The 18,237-nt window shown below is 33.0% G+C and carries 10 protein-coding genes and 1 tRNA gene; 5 read left to right on the top strand and 6 right to left on the bottom strand.

Annotation, left to right across the window (positions count from 1 at the left end; translation table 11 throughout):
* Positions 1-16 precede the first annotated feature (16 nt).
* Positions 17-2,122 (bottom strand): DNA polymerase III subunit gamma/tau, encoded by a 2,106-nt coding sequence (gene dnaX / locus A9G34_RS09625; protein ID WP_065569594.1) that lies wholly within the window; start codon positions 2,120-2,122, stop codon positions 17-19.
* 444 nt (positions 2,123-2,566) lie between these two features.
* On the opposite strand from dnaX, the gene A9G34_RS09630 reads away from it, so the two are divergent.
* The gene (locus tag A9G34_RS09630) at positions 2,567-4,606 is read left to right on the top strand and encodes an acyltransferase family protein (protein ID WP_065569577.1); all 2,040 of its coding nucleotides are present in this window, start codon (positions 2,567-2,569) and stop codon (positions 4,604-4,606) included.
* A gap of 306 nt (positions 4,607-4,912) precedes the next feature.
* Here A9G34_RS09630 and recQ read toward each other — a convergent pair whose 3' ends face one another.
* Positions 4,913-6,742, bottom strand: a complete 1,830-nt coding sequence (recQ, locus tag A9G34_RS09635) for a DNA helicase RecQ (RefSeq protein WP_065569578.1) — start codon at positions 6,740-6,742, stop codon at positions 4,913-4,915.
* A gap of 232 nt (positions 6,743-6,974) precedes the next feature.
* Here recQ and A9G34_RS09640 point away from each other — a divergent pair.
* A tRNA-Val gene (locus tag A9G34_RS09640) sits at positions 6,975-7,051 on the top strand.
* Between the two features lie 380 nt (positions 7,052-7,431).
* Here the strand turns inward: A9G34_RS09640 and A9G34_RS09645 are convergent.
* Complete coding sequence (locus tag A9G34_RS09645; RefSeq protein WP_034946358.1) at positions 7,432-8,112, bottom strand: hypothetical protein; 681 nt, start codon at positions 8,110-8,112, stop codon at positions 7,432-7,434.
* Between the two features lie 548 nt (positions 8,113-8,660).
* Entirely contained in the window at positions 8,661-10,631 is a 1,971-nt protein-coding gene (locus A9G34_RS09650) for a TonB-dependent receptor domain-containing protein (protein WP_065569579.1), read from the bottom strand.
* A gap of 167 nt (positions 10,632-10,798) precedes the next feature.
* Here A9G34_RS09650 and A9G34_RS09655 point away from each other — a divergent pair, with 167 nt between their 5' ends.
* The 3 genes from A9G34_RS09655 to A9G34_RS09665 all read left to right on the top strand — a co-directional run bounded on the left by A9G34_RS09655 (position 10,799) and on the right by A9G34_RS09665 (position 14,767).
* On the top strand, positions 10,799-11,725 hold the full coding sequence (locus A9G34_RS09655; protein ID WP_065569580.1) for a siderophore ABC transporter substrate-binding protein: 927 nt from the start codon (positions 10,799-10,801) through the stop codon (positions 11,723-11,725).
* A 328-nt stretch (positions 11,726-12,053) separates the two neighbouring features.
* Entirely contained in the window at positions 12,054-13,370 is a 1,317-nt protein-coding gene (rimO, locus tag A9G34_RS09660) for a 30S ribosomal protein S12 methylthiotransferase RimO (protein WP_034911760.1), read from the top strand.
* Positions 13,371-13,378: 8 nt separating this feature from the next.
* Positions 13,379-14,767: an MATE family efflux transporter gene (locus tag A9G34_RS09665; RefSeq protein ID WP_065569581.1), complete on the top strand. Its 1,389-nt coding sequence runs from the start codon at positions 13,379-13,381 to the stop codon at positions 14,765-14,767.
* A gap of 70 nt (positions 14,768-14,837) precedes the next feature.
* Here the strand turns inward: A9G34_RS09665 and tkt are convergent, their stop codons facing one another.
* Both tkt and tal read right to left on the bottom strand, forming a co-directional pair.
* Positions 14,838-16,844 (bottom strand): transketolase, encoded by a 2,007-nt coding sequence (gene tkt / locus A9G34_RS09670; RefSeq protein ID WP_065569582.1) that lies wholly within the window; start codon positions 16,842-16,844, stop codon positions 14,838-14,840.
* Positions 16,845-16,984: 140 nt separating this feature from the next.
* Positions 16,985-17,935, bottom strand: a complete 951-nt coding sequence (tal, locus tag A9G34_RS09675) for a transaldolase (RefSeq protein ID WP_065569583.1) — start codon at positions 17,933-17,935, stop codon at positions 16,985-16,987.
* Positions 17,936-18,237: the final 302 nt, after the last annotated feature.

Here is an 18,237-nt window from a genome sequence, read left to right on the forward strand (position 1 = left end):
TATATTTAGCCCATAATTATACAGGACGAATACTAGCTTCATCAATCTTGGCTTCAAAATATTGACAAATCAGTGCTACTTTTGGATCGCTATTTATTGTGGCTTTTGCTTGGAATACTTTTTGTTGGTATAAGTCTTCACGCATTTCTAAAGGGGTTTTATTCGTTTGGTTATCATCTATAATAATTTTCACATTTAATGTACATTGTCGATACTTGGCTAATGCTTTTTCAACTTTAGCAACATTATTTACTGAATTAATTAGGTGTTTTACAGATGATCGCGTATGTAAAACAATATTATTACTATCTATTTGCTCAATAAATGAGTTAATGACGATCTGCTTAATTAATGGTGGTAAGTCTAACTGCTCAATTTCAGCGCACCATGCATCTTTTTTTGCCATTTCATCAATTAATTTTTTTAACATTTCAGGGGTTTTATCACCATTTAGCGACTCACGAAATGTTTTAGTATTAATAAGTAAATCATCTTTAACTTCAACTAAACCACGAGATTGCCATTGATAGTTCTCAGCTGTAATTTCCTCTTCATTATTATGTTGAATATTATCAAGTTTATTGACATTATCTATAACTTTTGAGATGCCATTTTTCTGGCTTAGTGATTCGCTTACATTAAGATGTTGTGGTTGTGGTTGTGGTTGAGTTTGCTCAACCGATTCAGGCTTTTTTGGATTTTGTTCCTCTTTTATCAATTGCATACGCATTTCTAAAATACTTTTAGTTATAGATGAAACATCATCTGGCGCTTGCAGCTCTTGTTTTTCTTCATTTGAATCAACATTCAGCACATTTTTTTGTTTTGCTTGATGCTGTTGTTTGTCAGTTGTACCGGACTCCATTGGTTGAGGTACTTGATAAAGCAATTCATCCTTTATTGTAGACGAACCAATATTAACTTTAACTGGTTGTTTTATTGGTGTTGCGACATTTGTTTTTGCTGTATGCAATTGTTTTTGTGGTTGTGCATCTTTTGTTACTGAGGAAGAGGTTGGCATCTCAACTAAATCAACCGCCTTTGGTATAAAAGCCAAAGCTCGAAGAAAGCTCATTTCAACACCAATTTTCTTATCTGGTGCAAAAGCTAGTTCTTTTCTTCCCATTAGCAAAATTTGATAAAACAATTGAACATCATTTGGCGCCATATATTGTGCTAGATAACGAATACGTTCTTCGTTATCAGTATAGTCACCTAAAGCAGTTGGTACTACTTGTAATAATGCTATTTGATGTAATAATGTAATAGTCTCTGCTAATAAATTATCCCAATCTGCACCTTGCCTAGCTGCAGCTTCAATTTGCTGCATTAATGCATTACCATCACTTTGATAAAGCGCCTCAACTATCGAAAACGGTATAGATTTATCTAGTGTACCTAACATAACGGTAACTGATATTACATCAACTTTGCCATTTCCTAGGGCGATGGCTTGATCTGTCAAACTTAAAGCATCACGCATACTTCCATTAGCTGCTTTAGCCAATAAATGCACAGATTTTGGGTCATGTTCAATTTGTTCTAACGTTAGAACATGAGTAAGTTGACGTTCAATAAGTGTAGTGTCCAATACATTCAGATGTAAGTGTAAACAACGAGACAAAATAGTAATTGGCAATTTTTGCGGATCTGTCGTTGCTAACAAAAACTTAACATGCTCTGGGGGTTCTTCTAGCGTTTTAAGTAATGCATTGAAGCTGCTACGCGATAGCATATGAACTTCGTCTATTAAATAAACTTTAAAGCGCCCTTTAGTTGGTAAGTATTGAATATTATCAAGAATTTCTCGAGTATCCTCAACTTTTGTACGTGAAGCTGCGTCAATTTCGAGTAAATCAACAAATCGCCCTAATTCGATATCGCGACAATTATCACAAGTACCACATGGTGTTGCCGTTATACCGCTTTCACAATTTAATCCTTTTGCTAATAAACGAGCAATTGAAGTTTTTCCTACACCTCTGGTTCCTGAGAACAGATAAGCATGATGAACTCTTCCAAGCGAAAGCGCATTTGAAAGAATTTTTAAAACATGTTGTTGTCCTACCACTTCAGAGAATGATTTTGGTCGCCATTTGCGAGCTAAAACTTGATAACTCATAATCACCATTGCTTATTGCTAATAAATTGATACAGATCATATCATAACCCAACAAGATAGTCTTTAATGTAGGATAACCAATTCATAAATCTTCTCCCTAATCTGTTTAATAATTAAGAAAATTTATAACTCTTATGTTTAATTATCATCAAGCGGTTAATACCAAATTAATCTGAAAGGTGAAGAGCATTAGCTTCTTAATATTTATAGGAATGCAACTTTAATCGTTTATGCTTCAAATTTTTCAATCTTATATTAGTAACACTAAATTCTCTTCATTGACTTTAAAGACAAACCTATATAAGATCAGCCCTTAAATAAAAAACTTAACCTCATGAAAAAATTATAGAAAATTATTTTTAAATAAAATAGCACTTAAACAAGTGTAGTTTATATTGTTTAATTTCTGATTTTTTCATTTTACTTTCACATGGTTGTATTTTTATGAGCATTAAATACAGAGCTGATATTGATGGACTAAGAGCTTTAGCTGTTTTATCTGTCATCATTTTTCATTTAAATAACGCTTGGTTGCCAGGTGGATTTATTGGTGTTGACATTTTTTTTGTTATTTCAGGATTCTTGATTACAAAAACAATCTACACTGAAATGCAAACTAGCCAATTTACTTTCAAAAATTTTTATCAACGCCGAATTAATCGCATTTTACCCGTATTTTTTGTAGTGATATTTACTTCTTCTTTCTTTGCTTGGTATATACTATCGCCAGACGAATTTGAAATATTTTTGAAAAGTGTTAAATCTACAACTTATTTTGCGGAAAATGTTTTTTTTGCCAAAAATACAGGTGGGTATTTTGACCTTTCCGCTGACAATATGGCAATACTGCATACATGGAGTTTAGCGGTTGAAGAGCAGTTCTATATCATTTTGCCTTTTATCTTACTCTTTTTACTAAAAATAAAATGTAATAAAAATAAAGTATTATTTGTTTTAGGTGTGATCGCTTTTTTATCATTTTGCTTAGCGCAAATTTCACCATATTATTATTATCTTAGCCGCCAAAATTATTATTCGCTCTTTACCGGTCGGGCTGGTGAACTGCTAATTGGCTCTATTGTTGGCATTATCTCTACTGAAAATAATACCAATTCAAGCTGGCTTGGCAATTTAAAGGGAAATTCTTGTTATAAAAATTTCTTTTCATTAATGGGATTTACTATTACCGTATGTTCAATTATCTTTATATCAAATGATTTTCTTTTTCCAAGTTTTATAACGGTTATTCCAGTTGTTGGCTCAGCCTTAATTTTATACTTTTCTGATAAAGACACTCTTTTATTCAAAATGTTATCTTATCGCCCTTTTGTATTTATTGGTCTGATATCTTACTCGCTTTATTTATGGCATTGGCCAATTATCTCTTTGTTGAAACAGTACTTAATTATCGATGATTTAACTACGCCAATTGAAATCTTATCTGTCCTTATTACAACTTTTATATTATCTTTATTGAGTTATTTTTTCATAGAAACACCCTGCCGGAAAAATAAGAAGAGTTTCAAATTTTCATTTTGTTGTTATTACCTTATTCCTGTGTTAATTATTTTCTGTTTTTATGAAACTCAAAAATACACAAAATTTGCAGACAAAATATTTGTCGAAAGATTTAACATTGATAGGGGTAACTCTCTTCGTTGGGTTCAGGGAAAAGATGATTTTCTATTTTTAGGCGATAAAAATGAAAAAATTATTAGAAAATTAACGCTATCAATAAGACCAACAGAAAAGCAACTCAAAGCATCAACTAAAATTTTTGGCAATATTACTAAGGAAGCCACTAAATATGGCACCAAAGTTGTCTTATTGATTGGTGCAGATAAAGCTAGAATTTACCCAGAATATTTACCTGATCAGATTCATTTATCTAAAGTAAGGTATATAGACTTCTTTCTTACTGAATTACGTAAAAATAAAAATTTAATCATTTATGATTCAGAGCCTGATTTATCAGTTGCAGCTAAAGAAAATGAAAATTTTATTTACCATCGCACTGATTCACATTGGAATTCAAAAGGTGCTTATATTGCCTATACTGGCTTTTTAAAAGAGCTTGGCATCCCTCTTATTGATGTCAAATTTACATTAATTGATAGTAAATATGGTGACATTGCTGATATTGCTGGATTAAAAAAGAAAGATTTAACCTTTCATAATGATGATAATTTTAAAGTTTCTTTTAATTTACCTCAAGATGTTAAATGTACTTATATAGGCTTTACACATATATCTTTTGGAAATAATGAAGATTGTATTAACTCTTTAGCACCTATTGATAAAAAAGTATGGGTTATTGGTGATTCTTTTTCTCGAGCATTAAGAGAGTATTTTTCTGCAACTTTTAAAAATGTGCGTTTTATGGGACATTGGCATGAACAATTGCCAATATTGCCTAAAGAGCTAGCAGAAAGCAAAGAAAAACCAGATATTATTGTTATAGTTAAAATTGCACGATCTTTTTAAAAGATTTAGCTAATAAATTAAGCTAAACATCTATTTTACAGTTTATAAAACCTTATAGTTTATTCTTTCAACGAATTTAAATATAAGGTTTTTTTAAGTTTTTAATATAGAACAGATACAAAATTATAATAATTAAATTTGCCTTTTAATATAAGAATTATATCCCATAAATTTACTGATTTTTTCCAACGATGAGCCTATTTACATTCATATAATATGCACTTCCATTTGTTATGTTATTTATTATCTAATACTTCAAAGAAGCGCTCATATTATTAATTTGTCCTAAATTAGACTTGATTAATATTAGCTATTTTTTAATATAAAATCATTAATTTTATCTAAAAATAAATTACCATATTTTTCTAATTTTATTTTACCTACACCAGTAATATTGAGTAATTGTTGTTTGCTTTCTGGCGTAGTTTGAACCATTTCAAGTAATGTGGCATCACTGAAAATAATATAAGGAGGTACATTTTCATCATCAGCAATATTTTTTCGTAATTTTTTAAGGTTACCAAATAAAATACGCTCTTCATAAGATAGAATCGTAGTTAAATTAATCGCCCGAGCATAACGATTTAAGCGGCTTTTCTTAACTACTTCAAGCCTAGGTTTAGCCAAAGATAAGGCAATTTCACCTTTTAATATTTGTCGAGCATCTTCAGTTAATTGAAGTGTATTATGAGCGGCAAAATTTTGAATTAGATACCCATGATAAATTAATTGTCTAATTATGCTTAACCAATAATCTATCGAATGATCTTTTCCAATACCATATACAGATAAACGATCATGGCCATTTTCTTTAATTTTGGCTCTGTTAGAACCTCGTAAAATTTCAGCAACATATTGTGCACCAAAACGCTGTTCAACACGATAAATGCAGGATAATACCTTTTGTGCATCCACCAAACCATCATAATGTTCTGGAGGATAAAGGCAAATATCACAGTTATTACAAGGCTCATGCCTTTGTTCACCAAAATAGTTAAGTAATACTATTCGACGACAAGTTAGGCTTTGTGCAAAAGACTGCATTGCATCAACTTTATGCAATTCAACTTCTTTATGTTGACCATCCATTTTTTCGCTTATTTGTTGTCGATACCAACTCAAATCATTAGCATTAAATAACAATATTACTTCAGCTGGAACACCATCGCGCCCAGCCCGACCTGTTTCTTGATAATAAGCTTCAATGCTTCTTGGACAATCTGCATGAATAACAAAACGAACATTGGGTTTGTTGATACCCATACCAAATGCCACTGTTGCAACTATAATTTGAACATCGTCTTTTAAAAATGCTTCTTGTGCTTGTTGACGTTCCTGATTAGTTAATCCAGCATGATAAGCTGCAACAGAAAAACCACGACTACTTAATCTAGTGGTCATATCTTCAACTCGGGAACGACTTGAACAATAAATAATGCCACTGTTACCTTTTTGCGTTTCAATAAAAGACACAATTTGCTCAGTTAAATTATATTTTTCAACAACCGTATAACGGATATTTGGGCGATCAAAGCTCCGCACAACCACTAATGGATTAACCAACTTAAGCTGATTTATTATATCGCTTTGTGTCATTTTATCGGCAGTTGCCGTTAACGCAACAATTGGGACACTTGGAAATCGTGATGAAAGTTGTCCTAATTGACGATAATCAGGTCTAAAATCATGCCCCCACTGCGAAATACAATGTGCTTCGTCAATTGCAAATAAAGAGGGAGGATTTTGCTCAATTAAACTTTGAAAAGAAGATAGTGCCAATCTTTCAGGAGAAATATACAAAAGCTTTATAGAATGACTGAGATATTGTCCAATAACTTTTTGCTGTTCCTCTGTCGATTGCGTAGCATTAAGGTATGCTGCTGATATACCATTAGCCGCTAGCTGATCAACTTGATCCTTCATTAAGGATATCAGTGGTGAGATTACCAAAGCTGTTTTAGGTAATATTACTGCCGGAATTTGATAACATAATGATTTACCGCCACCTGTTGGAATGATAATTAATGTATCACATCCCTCGATAATTGATTCAATGATCTCTTTTTGTTGATTTCTAAATGATTTATAACCAAAAACATTATGTAGGACCGTTTCAATCTGATCTTTTATCGACATACTAACCTAAAGTTACTTCTTACTGATTTGCCGAGTATAGCTAAAATCATGGCAACAAACCACCTTCAATGAATAATTGTTTACAATTTTAGTTTATATAAACAAGATAAACTGGCAAATAATGTCTTTTTTATAATCAAAAACGTTCAACAGTCGAAAAAACAAGCAAAAAAAAATTTTTTTTACTTGCTAGGAATTAATTTGAGAGCTAATATTTGCGTGTTTTAAATTTACGCCCGTAGCTCAGTTGGTTAGAGCATCACCTTGACATGGTGGGGGTCAGTGGTTCGAGTCCACCCGGGCGTACCAAGTTAAATCTTTTTTGTGAACTTTACTAGCCTTATTTAATTTGTTTGAAGCAAAACAAGCCATTTTCTAACAGCAATTTAAACTTTATATATTCTTTCAAATAAATTACATTTTGGATTGTTCTTCTATGATTTCATCATTGCTAATTCATATTAAAAAATCAAACTACTCATAGATATGATTTGCTACTACGAGTTATATTCATCCCTGATTAGCTACATAATCTTGCATAAAACCACTACCTAGATTCGTATTTGGATTATCTTTTTCACAATTATTCAACCCTAATTATCTCAACCTCCATTTCTCATTGTTGCTAGCTTTATCGTTTATTACCTAAAGCTATTACATAGATAAACCCAATATGATTCTATTGGGCTTTACAAACAAGTTTCAGGTATAGCAATTTGATATGTTTTGATCAAGGGTTCAATTTGCGCTAAGGGGGATTTAGCGGTACTTACAAAATTGCTTTTAGAATCAACATATATTGTTTGATATTTAATATCTTTTAAAGTGATTTCTAATTTTAATGGCATAGTATATTTATCATGACTACAAGCTATATTATCATAATCAGCTTTATCTATGATTTTATTACTATTATCTTTCCAAATATACTCTATTGTACTTGAAATAGGTTCATTAGGATCGAATATAGTTCCATTAATATCATCCTCTAAAATTTTCGGAATAAAATAGCTTTTAATAACAAAATCGCCAAGCTTAGCTGTTTTATCAAAAAATTTTACCTTATCACTTGTAATATTTCCCAACTTTTCATTATAGTCTGTGCCTTTATAATTAAACCCTAACTTATCAATTATCGGCACATTTACAAAAAATTCTGTTTTATACCCTTGAATAGAATTAACGGCTACAGCTGAAAGAGACGCATTAGCAGTAATTAAACCATTAAATATTAAAATGACAGATAAAATACCCAATTTAACTGTCATTTTTCTTTTTATACACGTTCCTAATTTTAAAATTAATAAACTAAATAAAAATTTTTTTGTTTTGTTAGAATTGTATAGATAACGTTTTTTATATTGCTTCATATATTTCTTTATTAATAAAAATAACAAATAAAATTAATTATAATATTGTTAATAAGATTACATAAATTTAGCTAACACCCGAAAATTTAATAAAATTTCAGTCAATGAAAAATCGGCGGTATTATTGATCAAGATAATCGATCTATCAATGTAAAATTAATGGAAATAAACTATCAAATAAATACGAAATTTTTATTAATTTTTAATGTTAATTTTGAACTAATAGGTAGGCTGTAATAATATGGTTAATAAATTAATAATTATTTTTGAATAGTCAGTTATAATAGATATTTATTTATAAATATTAAATTAACAAGTTATTAAGCGATCAATAGAGAAAAGAAACTGTAAATATAGATGAACAAAAATTTCTTTTCTCTCCCACTTAAAGCTTATTAAGTTTTTACTTATCTTTTTTATTTAACCTAAGATTTCAGAATCAAAAGATCATATTGGAATAAAGTAAATCTAGTCATATTGATGAGAATAAAAGCACTTTGTCATCAAGAAAAATAACTAACCACTGTTTCTTGATGACAAAAAAATATTTAAAAATTAATTTCAGTCCCCACAAAGTATCTTCTACCTTCTAAGGTTTTACCAAAATCATCGTTAGTTACATTTTTATCAAATAGATTATAAACACCAGCATAAATCTTGGCTTGTTTGTGTGCTTGATAAGATGCACCGATGTCCCAGAAAGTATAGCCCGGATATTCAACTTTTGTACCATCACGGTTATTAGACGATTCCATACCATAATAGGCCATTTTTATCCATAAATCCCATTGTTGGGCAACATACCAATCTAATTGAGTATTGAATTTTTGTTTAGGTGTTCGATTTAAAGATCGCCCTTTAAATTGACCACTTTTTTGTTCTGTTTTTGTCCAAGAATAGTTAGATGTTAATAGGAAATCAGTAAATAAAGGCGTTTTAAATGAAAATTCAAGGCCTTTAAGATCGGCTTTGCCAACATTTTCACGGCCTTGTATAAAGTCAAACTTTTTACTATAACCATTCAATAAGCACTTACTTCCTTTTTTACGATTACAAATATAATATGATTGAATTTTGTCTTTATATTTTGTGTAAAATGCAGTTGCAGAGACATCAATACCATAATCATTAGTATAACCTATACCAATTTCGAAATTATTTGTTTTTTCTGGTTTTAAAGCTGGATTTCCAATGATTACACCATCAGAATATCCGCCGCCAGTGGCTTGCCCCCAATCCGTCACCACATAACGTAATTGTGGTGTAGCATAACCTGTAGAATAACCGCCTTTTAACGTAAAGTTATCATCAATATTCCACACACTGTAAACTCTTGGATTCCAGTTGCTACCATAATTTTCATCTTTGTTATAACGTAATCCGAATGTTAAATTCCAATTTTCTAAAATACGTAATTCATCTTCTCCAAATAACGCATAATTCCAACGATCAATTTTAGATAATGTCGTTTTTAGTTGATTTCCTTTGTCATGCAACTCTTGATAATTGTATTTTCCACCTAAAGTAAGCATATTAATACTAAAAGGAATAGTAACACGAGTATCTACATCTGTATTTCGGATCTTCATGTTTCTTTTAGGATTATTATTTCCTTCATAAGAAACAAATGAAGTTGTAGAAACATCACCAAACAAACCATTATGTGTTAAAGCAAACGTATTTCGTCTATTATCTCTATTAAAATCACTTCTAGATTTATCTCTTGTTTTGCCTGCAGTTGCATTACTATTTTGTAAAGCTCTTCCAAAATCGAGATCAAATTTTTGTGTATCTGTAGCATTTAAAGATAATTTACCATTTAAACTACGCAATTTTTGCCCAGCATGACCACTAAGAAATTTATCTTCATGACGATTTGAATACTGTCCATAAAGTTGTATACCTAAAACATCATCAATAATCGGTCCCATGGTCGAAAAACTGCCAGTATATGTATCTTTTTCTTTTGAACGATAAGGAATAACTGATTCTAAACGTATACCACTTTGCCATTTATTTGACACTTTTTTGGTAATAATATTAACAACCCCTCCCATCGCATCAGAACCATATAACGATGACATAGGACCGCGAACCACCTCAATACGTTCAATCGCCGTTAATGGAGGTAACCATCCTTGTTCAAATCCTGAATTATCACTATTTGGTCTTGTTTCGCGGGTACTAACCTTTTTTCCATCAACTAATATTAGAGTATATTTGGCATCCATGCCACGAATACTAATATCAGTAGAATCACCACCACCGGTGATATTTAATCCAGGAATATCTTTTAATGCATCTGTGACATCACGATAAGATTTGTTACTCAACTCTTGCGGTGTAATAACCGAAATAGTTGCAGGCGCTTCCTTGATCTGTTGAGAAAACCCTGAAGCTGTTACTACCATGGTATCCATTTCTGTATTAGCCGCTGCTAAAACCGAAGGCGATAATGAAAATAAAAAACCTGTTTGAATGGAAAATATAGCCAATTTTAAATTTTTGATATTACTCATTTTATATAACCCTATTATTTATAATGCTATTTCACCGAAAAATGCTTTTATGAACATTACAATAATTGAGAATAATTATCAATATCTTTTATGTAAATGATTTTTACTAGACAAATGACAATTATTAAATGATAATAATTATCATTTAATAAAATAAGGGAATAATTATGACTAGAAAGAAAAAGCTACTATTAAGTAGTATTGTATCAATTATATTAGGCTTAGCCGGATGCCAATCAACAACAACAATGAGTGTAACTGCCAACAACCAAACGGTACAAGTTCCTAAATCGCCCGAAAAAGTTGTTGTCATGAACTATGGGGCATTAGATACTTTAGATGCGTTAGGTAAAGGTTCGATAGTTGTAGCAACTCCACTATCAGTTATCCCATCTTATTTGCAACAATTTAACAAAACATCAATTACCGATACCGGCAATATGAAAGACCCTAATATTGATGCAATCAGACAAGTTAAGCCAGATTTAATTATTATTGATGGACGCCAAGCTAGTAAAACTGAAGATCTATCTAAAATTGCACCAGTCATTAATTTAAGTGTAAACGCCCAAAATTATGTTGAATCAACCAAAAATCATATCCACCTACTGGCAAATATTACAGGCACAGAGAGTAAAGCTGATAATATTATTCAGTCATTAGATGAAAAAATTCAACATGCCCGAGCAGTAGCCGAAGCTAGTTCTAAAAAAGCTATTGTTGCTATTCATAACGATGGGAAGATGATTCTTATCAATTCAAGTTCCAGCGCGGCATTGATTCACGATGTACTAGATGTTAAACGAGCGGTACCACTCACCGTTATGCCCGCAAATAACTTAATAGGCAAACCAAAACCAATTTTTATTGATGATAATTACATTAAATCAGTCAAACCTGATATTATTTTTGTTGTTGATCGTAGCAAAGCAATCGGCAATCAAGGTATGGCTGAGCACTTTTTTTCACAAAAAGTATTAAACAAAAGCAAAGCACAGGTTGTTTATTTAACCCCTGATCTTTGGTATCTATCAGGTGGTGGTGCTGAAAGCATAAATCGTCAAATAGACGAAGTCACTAATGCATTAAGATAATATAACTTGATTGTTAACTTTCTTTTTTAAATAGCCTTTATTGTCAATAAAGGCTTTATTTTATACTGATAAATATCAGAGAAATACTCAATAAATAATTTTTTTTTATTCAAACGAACTACTTTCCGAGTTATTACTAATACTTAATAGATAAGCCAAAACATTGTTAATGTAAATTTGAAATTAGAAAATCGGTATATCAACTATGATGAAATGTGATAAAATGCCATCTTTATTTTGATTTGTAAACGATAATTAACAAATATAGTTTATTGAATTCTCAAACAATACCTCTTTAATATAACACACTATTATAAATACTATGAATATGTTACCTCCTACAATTGGATTTGTGAGCCTTGGCTGTCCTAAAAATTTAGTTGACTCTGAACGAATTTTAACCGAACTGCGTACGCAAGGTTATCAAGTCGTACCTAGCTATGATAATGCCGATCTTGTCATTGTAAACACTTGTGGATTTATTGACAGTGCTGTACAAGAATCTTTAGAAGCAATCGGCGAAGCTCTTAATGAAAACGGCAAAGTCATTGTAACCGGATGCCTTGGTGCCAAAGAAGATCAAATTAGGACTGTACACCCAAAAGTACTTGAAATATCTGGCCCACACAGCTATGAAGCAGTACTAAATCATGTTAATAAATATGCACCAAAACCTGCTTATAATCCATTTACCAGTCTAATTCCCCAACAAGGTATAAAACTAACACCAAAACATTTTGCTTACCTAAAAATTTCTGAAGGTTGTAACCATAGTTGTACATTTTGCATTATTCCATCATTACGAGGTAAAATGATTAGTCGCCCTATTGGTAACGTACTTGATGAAGCAAAACGACTAGCCGACAGTGGTGTTAAGGAATTATTAGTTATTGCACAAGACACTTCAGCTTACGGCGTTGATATCAAAAACAGGACCAGTTTCTGGAATGGAATGCCATTAAAAACTGATATTCAAACGCTTTGCGAACAATTATCAAGTTTGGGAATTTGGGTCAGATTGCATTATATGTATCCTTATCCAAGTGTCGATAATCTAATTCCATTAATGGCAGATGGTAAAATCTTGCCTTATTTGGATGTACCATTACAACACGCAAGTCCAACAATTTTAAAATCAATGAAACGGCCTGGAACCATTGAAAGAACCTTAGAACGTATCCATAAATGGAGAGAAATCTGTCCTGATATCACGTTACGTTCAACCTTTATTGTTGGTTATCCCGGCGAAACAGAACAAGATTTTGAATTACTGCTCAACTTTTTGTCGCAAGCACAGCTAGATCGTGTTGGCTGTTTTCCATACAGCCCCATAGAAGGCGCTGAAGCCAATAAACTTGCTAATCAAATTCCAGAAACAATTAAACAAGAACGTTTTGATCGCTTTATGCAATTACAGCAAAAAATCTCAACGCAAAAATTACAAGCAAAAATTGGCAAAACATTAGATGTTATTGTTGACGAAATTGATGAAGAAGGTACAATAGGTCGTAGCATGGCTGACGCCCCAGAAATTGATGGCGTTGTTTATCTAAACGAAGAAAACCAAGTTAATGTAGGTGATATTGTTCAGGTTAACATTGAGCATTCCGATGAGTACGATCTATGGGGAACGGTTAAACGTTAATTAACACCATGAAACAACATTATAAACACGAAGTAAAAAATCTGGTTAAATTGGCAGTTCCAGTGCTTATCGCGCAAATATCACAAACTGCGATCACCTTTGTTGATACCATTATGGCAGGCAATTATAGTAAAACGGCACTTTCTGGAGTTGCCATTGCTGTCTCGATATGGTTACCTACCATCTTATTTGGACAAGGTTTACTCACCGTTTTAACACCAATTATTTCAAATCTAAATGGTGCAGCTAAACGAAACCTAGTTGCCGATCATACCCGCCAAGGCGTTGTCATCGCATTGGTATTATCAATGCTTATGATGTTACTTCTATATCATTCCGACCTAATAATAAACTTAAGAAGCTCGAACGATCACCCTATTGATCCAGAAATGATGGACGTGGCAGTCAAATTTTTACGTGCCATAATGTGGGGTGTACCAGCTTTCTTGCTATTTTTAGTTTACCGCAATCAATGTGAGGGATTATCCAATACCAAACCAGCGATGGTCATCATCTTTATTGCACTAATCACCAACATCCCTATCAACTATATATTAATCTATGGCAAATTAGGCTTACCTGCTTTTGGTGGTGTAGGATGTGGAATCACTGCCTCAATAATATTTTGGTTAATGTTTATATTAATACGCTTATATACACTCACTAGCACAAACCAACGCGACATTCGCCTAACACCAATCACCAAACTAATTGATTTTGCTATAATCAAAAAAATTGTTGTGCTTGGTACTCCTCTTGCACTTGCTTACTTTTTTGAAATGAGCTTATTTGCTGTGATTGCATTATTAATTGCCCCATTAGGTCAAATAACCGTTGCTGCACATCAAATTATATTCACCATCAGCAGTTTAACCTTTGCTATTCCATTATCGCTAGGAGTTGCAACCAGTATTCGTGTTGGCTATTTACTAGGCAAAAGAAAAACAGTTTTAGCCAAACAAACTTCTTACATTAGTTTAGCCATATCCTTAGTAATCGCCATTATAGTTGCACTAATTTTAGTTATTTTTAGTTCACAAATCATCACCATATTTACACAAGAAAATGCTGTAATTGCTATTTGTATGCAACTTATTATTTTACTCGCTATTTATCAAACGTCTGACTATTTACAAGTAGTAGCTAGTAATGTGCTTCGAGGTTATAAAGACACTAAAAGTATCTTTTTTATTACTCTACTTTCTTATTGGGTAGTCGGATTGCCTGTTGGTTATGTTCTAGGATTAACCGACCTAATCATTCAGCCAATTGGCGCAGCTGGCTTTTGGATAGGTATTATTTCAGGGCTTGCTGTTGCAGCACTCTTGCTAATTGCAAGAATGATCTTCATACAAAAACAGCCCGCTAAGATCATCTTAAAGCGCGCATCAAGGTAAATAGTTTAATCGTTTATTTTTATACAGCAAAAACGCCATCAAAAGCTCAAATGATGGCGTTTTTCTTTTATTATTTCAATAAGCTATTTGCTTGTATAAGCACATTTTCAACCGTGAAACCAAACTCTTTGAATAATTGATCCGCAGGTCCTGATTCACCAAAGTTGGTCATACCAATTACTTTGCCATTAAAACCCACATATTTATACCAATAATCGCTAATACCCGCCTCAATGGCAAGGCGAGCTGTGACTGACGATGGCAATACTGACTCTTTATAATCCTGATCTTGTTTATCAAACGCATCGGTTGATGGCATTGACACTACACGCACTTTCTTACCTGCTTGAGTCAATTGTTGATAAGCTTCAACGGCAAGCTCAACTTCTGAACCTGTAGCGATAATAATCAGCTCAGGTGTACCAGTACAATCATTTAAGATATACCCCCCACGATAAACATCAGCGAGCTGATGGGTAGTACGCTCTTGTTGTTTAAGGTTTTGTCTTGAGAAGATTAATGCCGTTGGACCATCTTTACGTTCAATAGCATATTGCCATGCAATTGCTGACTCAACTTGGTCGCAAGGACGCCAAGTGCTAACATTTGGTGTCATCCGTAAACTCGCCATTTGCTCGACTGGTTGATGCGTTGGTCCGTCTTCACCCAAACCAATTGAATCATGAGTATAGACAAACAAAGAACGAATTTTCATTAATGCAGCCATACGAACGGCATTGCGCGCGTACTCCATAAACATTAAAAATGTTGCACCATAAGGAATAAATCCACCATGTAAGGCAATACCGTTGATGATTGCTGACATACCAAATTCTCGCACACCATAATGGATATAGTTACCATCAGCATTAGCTAAAATTTCTTTAGAACCTGACCACATGGTTAAGTTACTTGGTGCTAAATCTGCCGAACCTCCTAAAAACTCAGGTAATACAGGAGCAAAAGCTTCGATTGCATTTTGTGATGCTTTACGAGTGGCAATTGTAGCTGGGTTTGCTTGTAGTTTATTGACTACATCATTAGCAATTTTTGACCAATCAGCTGGCAAATCATTATTAACACGACGTTTAAATTCTTTAGCTAAATCAGGATAAGCCTTAGCATAAGCGTCAAAACGAGCATTCCATTCATCTTCGCGTTGTTTGCCTTTTGCTCTAGCATCCCAAGCATCATAATAATCTTTTGGAATATCAAAAGCTGGATGATTCCAACCTAGTGCTTTACGGGTTGCTTCGATTTCGGCATCACCTAGTGGTGCGCCGTGACTTTCATGGCTACCGGCTTTATTTGGTGAACCAAAACCAATCACTGTTTTACACATTAGTAATGATGGTTTATCGGTTACTGCTTGCGCTTGTTCGATCGCTTCTTTTAAAGCTTTAGCATCATGCCCATCAATACCAGGAACAACATGCCAACCATAAGCTTCAAAACGTTTTGCCGTATCATCAGTAAACCAACCATCAACCTCACCATCAATTGAAATACCATTATCGTCATAAAATGCAATTAGTTTACCTAACTTTAGTGTACCTGCTAATGAGCACACCTCGTGCGATATTCCTTCCATCATACAGCCATCACCCATAAACACATAAGTATGGTGATCAACAATAGTATGACCTGCTTTATTAAATTGTGCCGCTAATGTTCTTTCTGCAATTGCCATACCTACAGCATTGGCAATACCTTGCCCGAGTGGGCCTGTGGTTGTTTCAATACCAGGCACATAACCATATTCTGGGTGACCTGCAGTTTTTGAATGCAACTGACGGAAATTTTTAAGATCATCAATCGTCACATCATAACCCGTTAAATGCAATAGGCTATAGATCAACATAGACGCATGACCATTTGATAAAACAAAACGGTCACGATCAGCCCAATTAGGATTCGTTGGATTGTGTTTTAAAAAGCCACGCCAAAGCACTTCAGCCATATCCGCCATTCCCATAGGTGCACCAGGATGCCCAGATTTTGCTTTTTGCACTCCATCCATGCTTAATGCCCTTATCGCATTCGCCAGTTCGCGGTGAGATAGTGTGGTTGCATTCATTTTATATTCTCCAAAAAATATTTGAGTAAATAATCGTTAGTATTTACAAATTAAGTAGGTTTATTAATTCCCTAATGACCTTAACGAAGAAATAAACAGAATAAAAATGGGGAGTTAGCTCCCCATTTTGTAAAAACGCTTTATAAGAAAGCACCTATCATATTTTCTAATTTAACTTGATCAACAGCAAATGCACGAATCCCTTCGGCTAATTTTTCAACTGCCATGGCATCGCTATTGTGTTTCCATCTAAATTCAGCTTCAGTCATTGGTGCAGGACGATCAATCACTGCTTGATTTGGATTGAGTTTTTGCACAACTGGCTCATTTGATTGTTGCATTTCGGCAAGTAAATTAGGTGCAATAGTTAATCTATCACACCCGGCTAACGCCAAAATCTGATCAACTTTACGGAAACTTGCGCCCATCACAATAGTTTTGTAACCATGTTGTTTATAATAATTAAAGATATTGCGAACAGAAATAACGCCTGGATCTTCATCTGCATTGTAAGGATCAATAGGTTTTTTAGTTTGATACCAATCATAAATGCGCCCTACAAAAGGCGAAATTAAAAAGACATTTGCTTCAGCACATGCACGCGCCTGCGCAAACGAAAACAATAATGTCAAATTACAATTAATACCTTCTTTTTCAAGAACCTCAGCCGCTTTAATACCTTCCCATGTTGAAGCAATTTTAATTAAAATACGCGACTTATCAATATTCTTTTCTTTATAAAGCGCAATAATTTTACGTGCTTTTTCAATACATCCTTGTTTATCAAAAGACAAACGAGCATCAACTTCAGTAGAAATTCTACCTGGAACAGTTTTTAAAATCTCAGCACCAATATTAACAGCAACTTGATCACATGCATTAACTAATTGCTGTTCTTTGTTACCACCTAGTTTTTTAGCTGAGTCAACCGCCGAATCAATTAGATAACGATATTGGGGAAGCTGAGCTGCTTTTAATACAAGAGAAGGGTTTGTTGTGGCATCCTCAGGAGAAAACTGCTTAATTGAATCAATATCACCCGTATCGGCGACAACAACGGTTAATTTCTTAAAATTTTCTAATTGACTCATACTTCTTTTATCCTCAACAGCATTAATTTGCAAAAAGACTATAATAACATTTATCCAATAATAAAACGACTTTGTTGATAGCCATTCTAAAGCTATGTATTGAATGTTAATTGAAACAAAATAGCTAAAACTGTTATACCTTGGTTATTTTGAATTCTGTTATTAAGGCTTTATTTTAGGGTATACTATTTTTATAATATAAATCACATTTTTAATGTGATGAAAATCACGAAATTAACTTTATTTGCATAATGAAAGCAATATTTTAAACAACAAATAACAACATAAAAAGCAGATAAAAT

Origin of the sequence: Gilliamella sp. Choc4-2 (assembly GCF_001690355.1) — a bacterium.
Lineage (GTDB): Bacteria > Pseudomonadota > Gammaproteobacteria > Enterobacterales > Orbaceae > Gilliamella > Gilliamella apicola_A.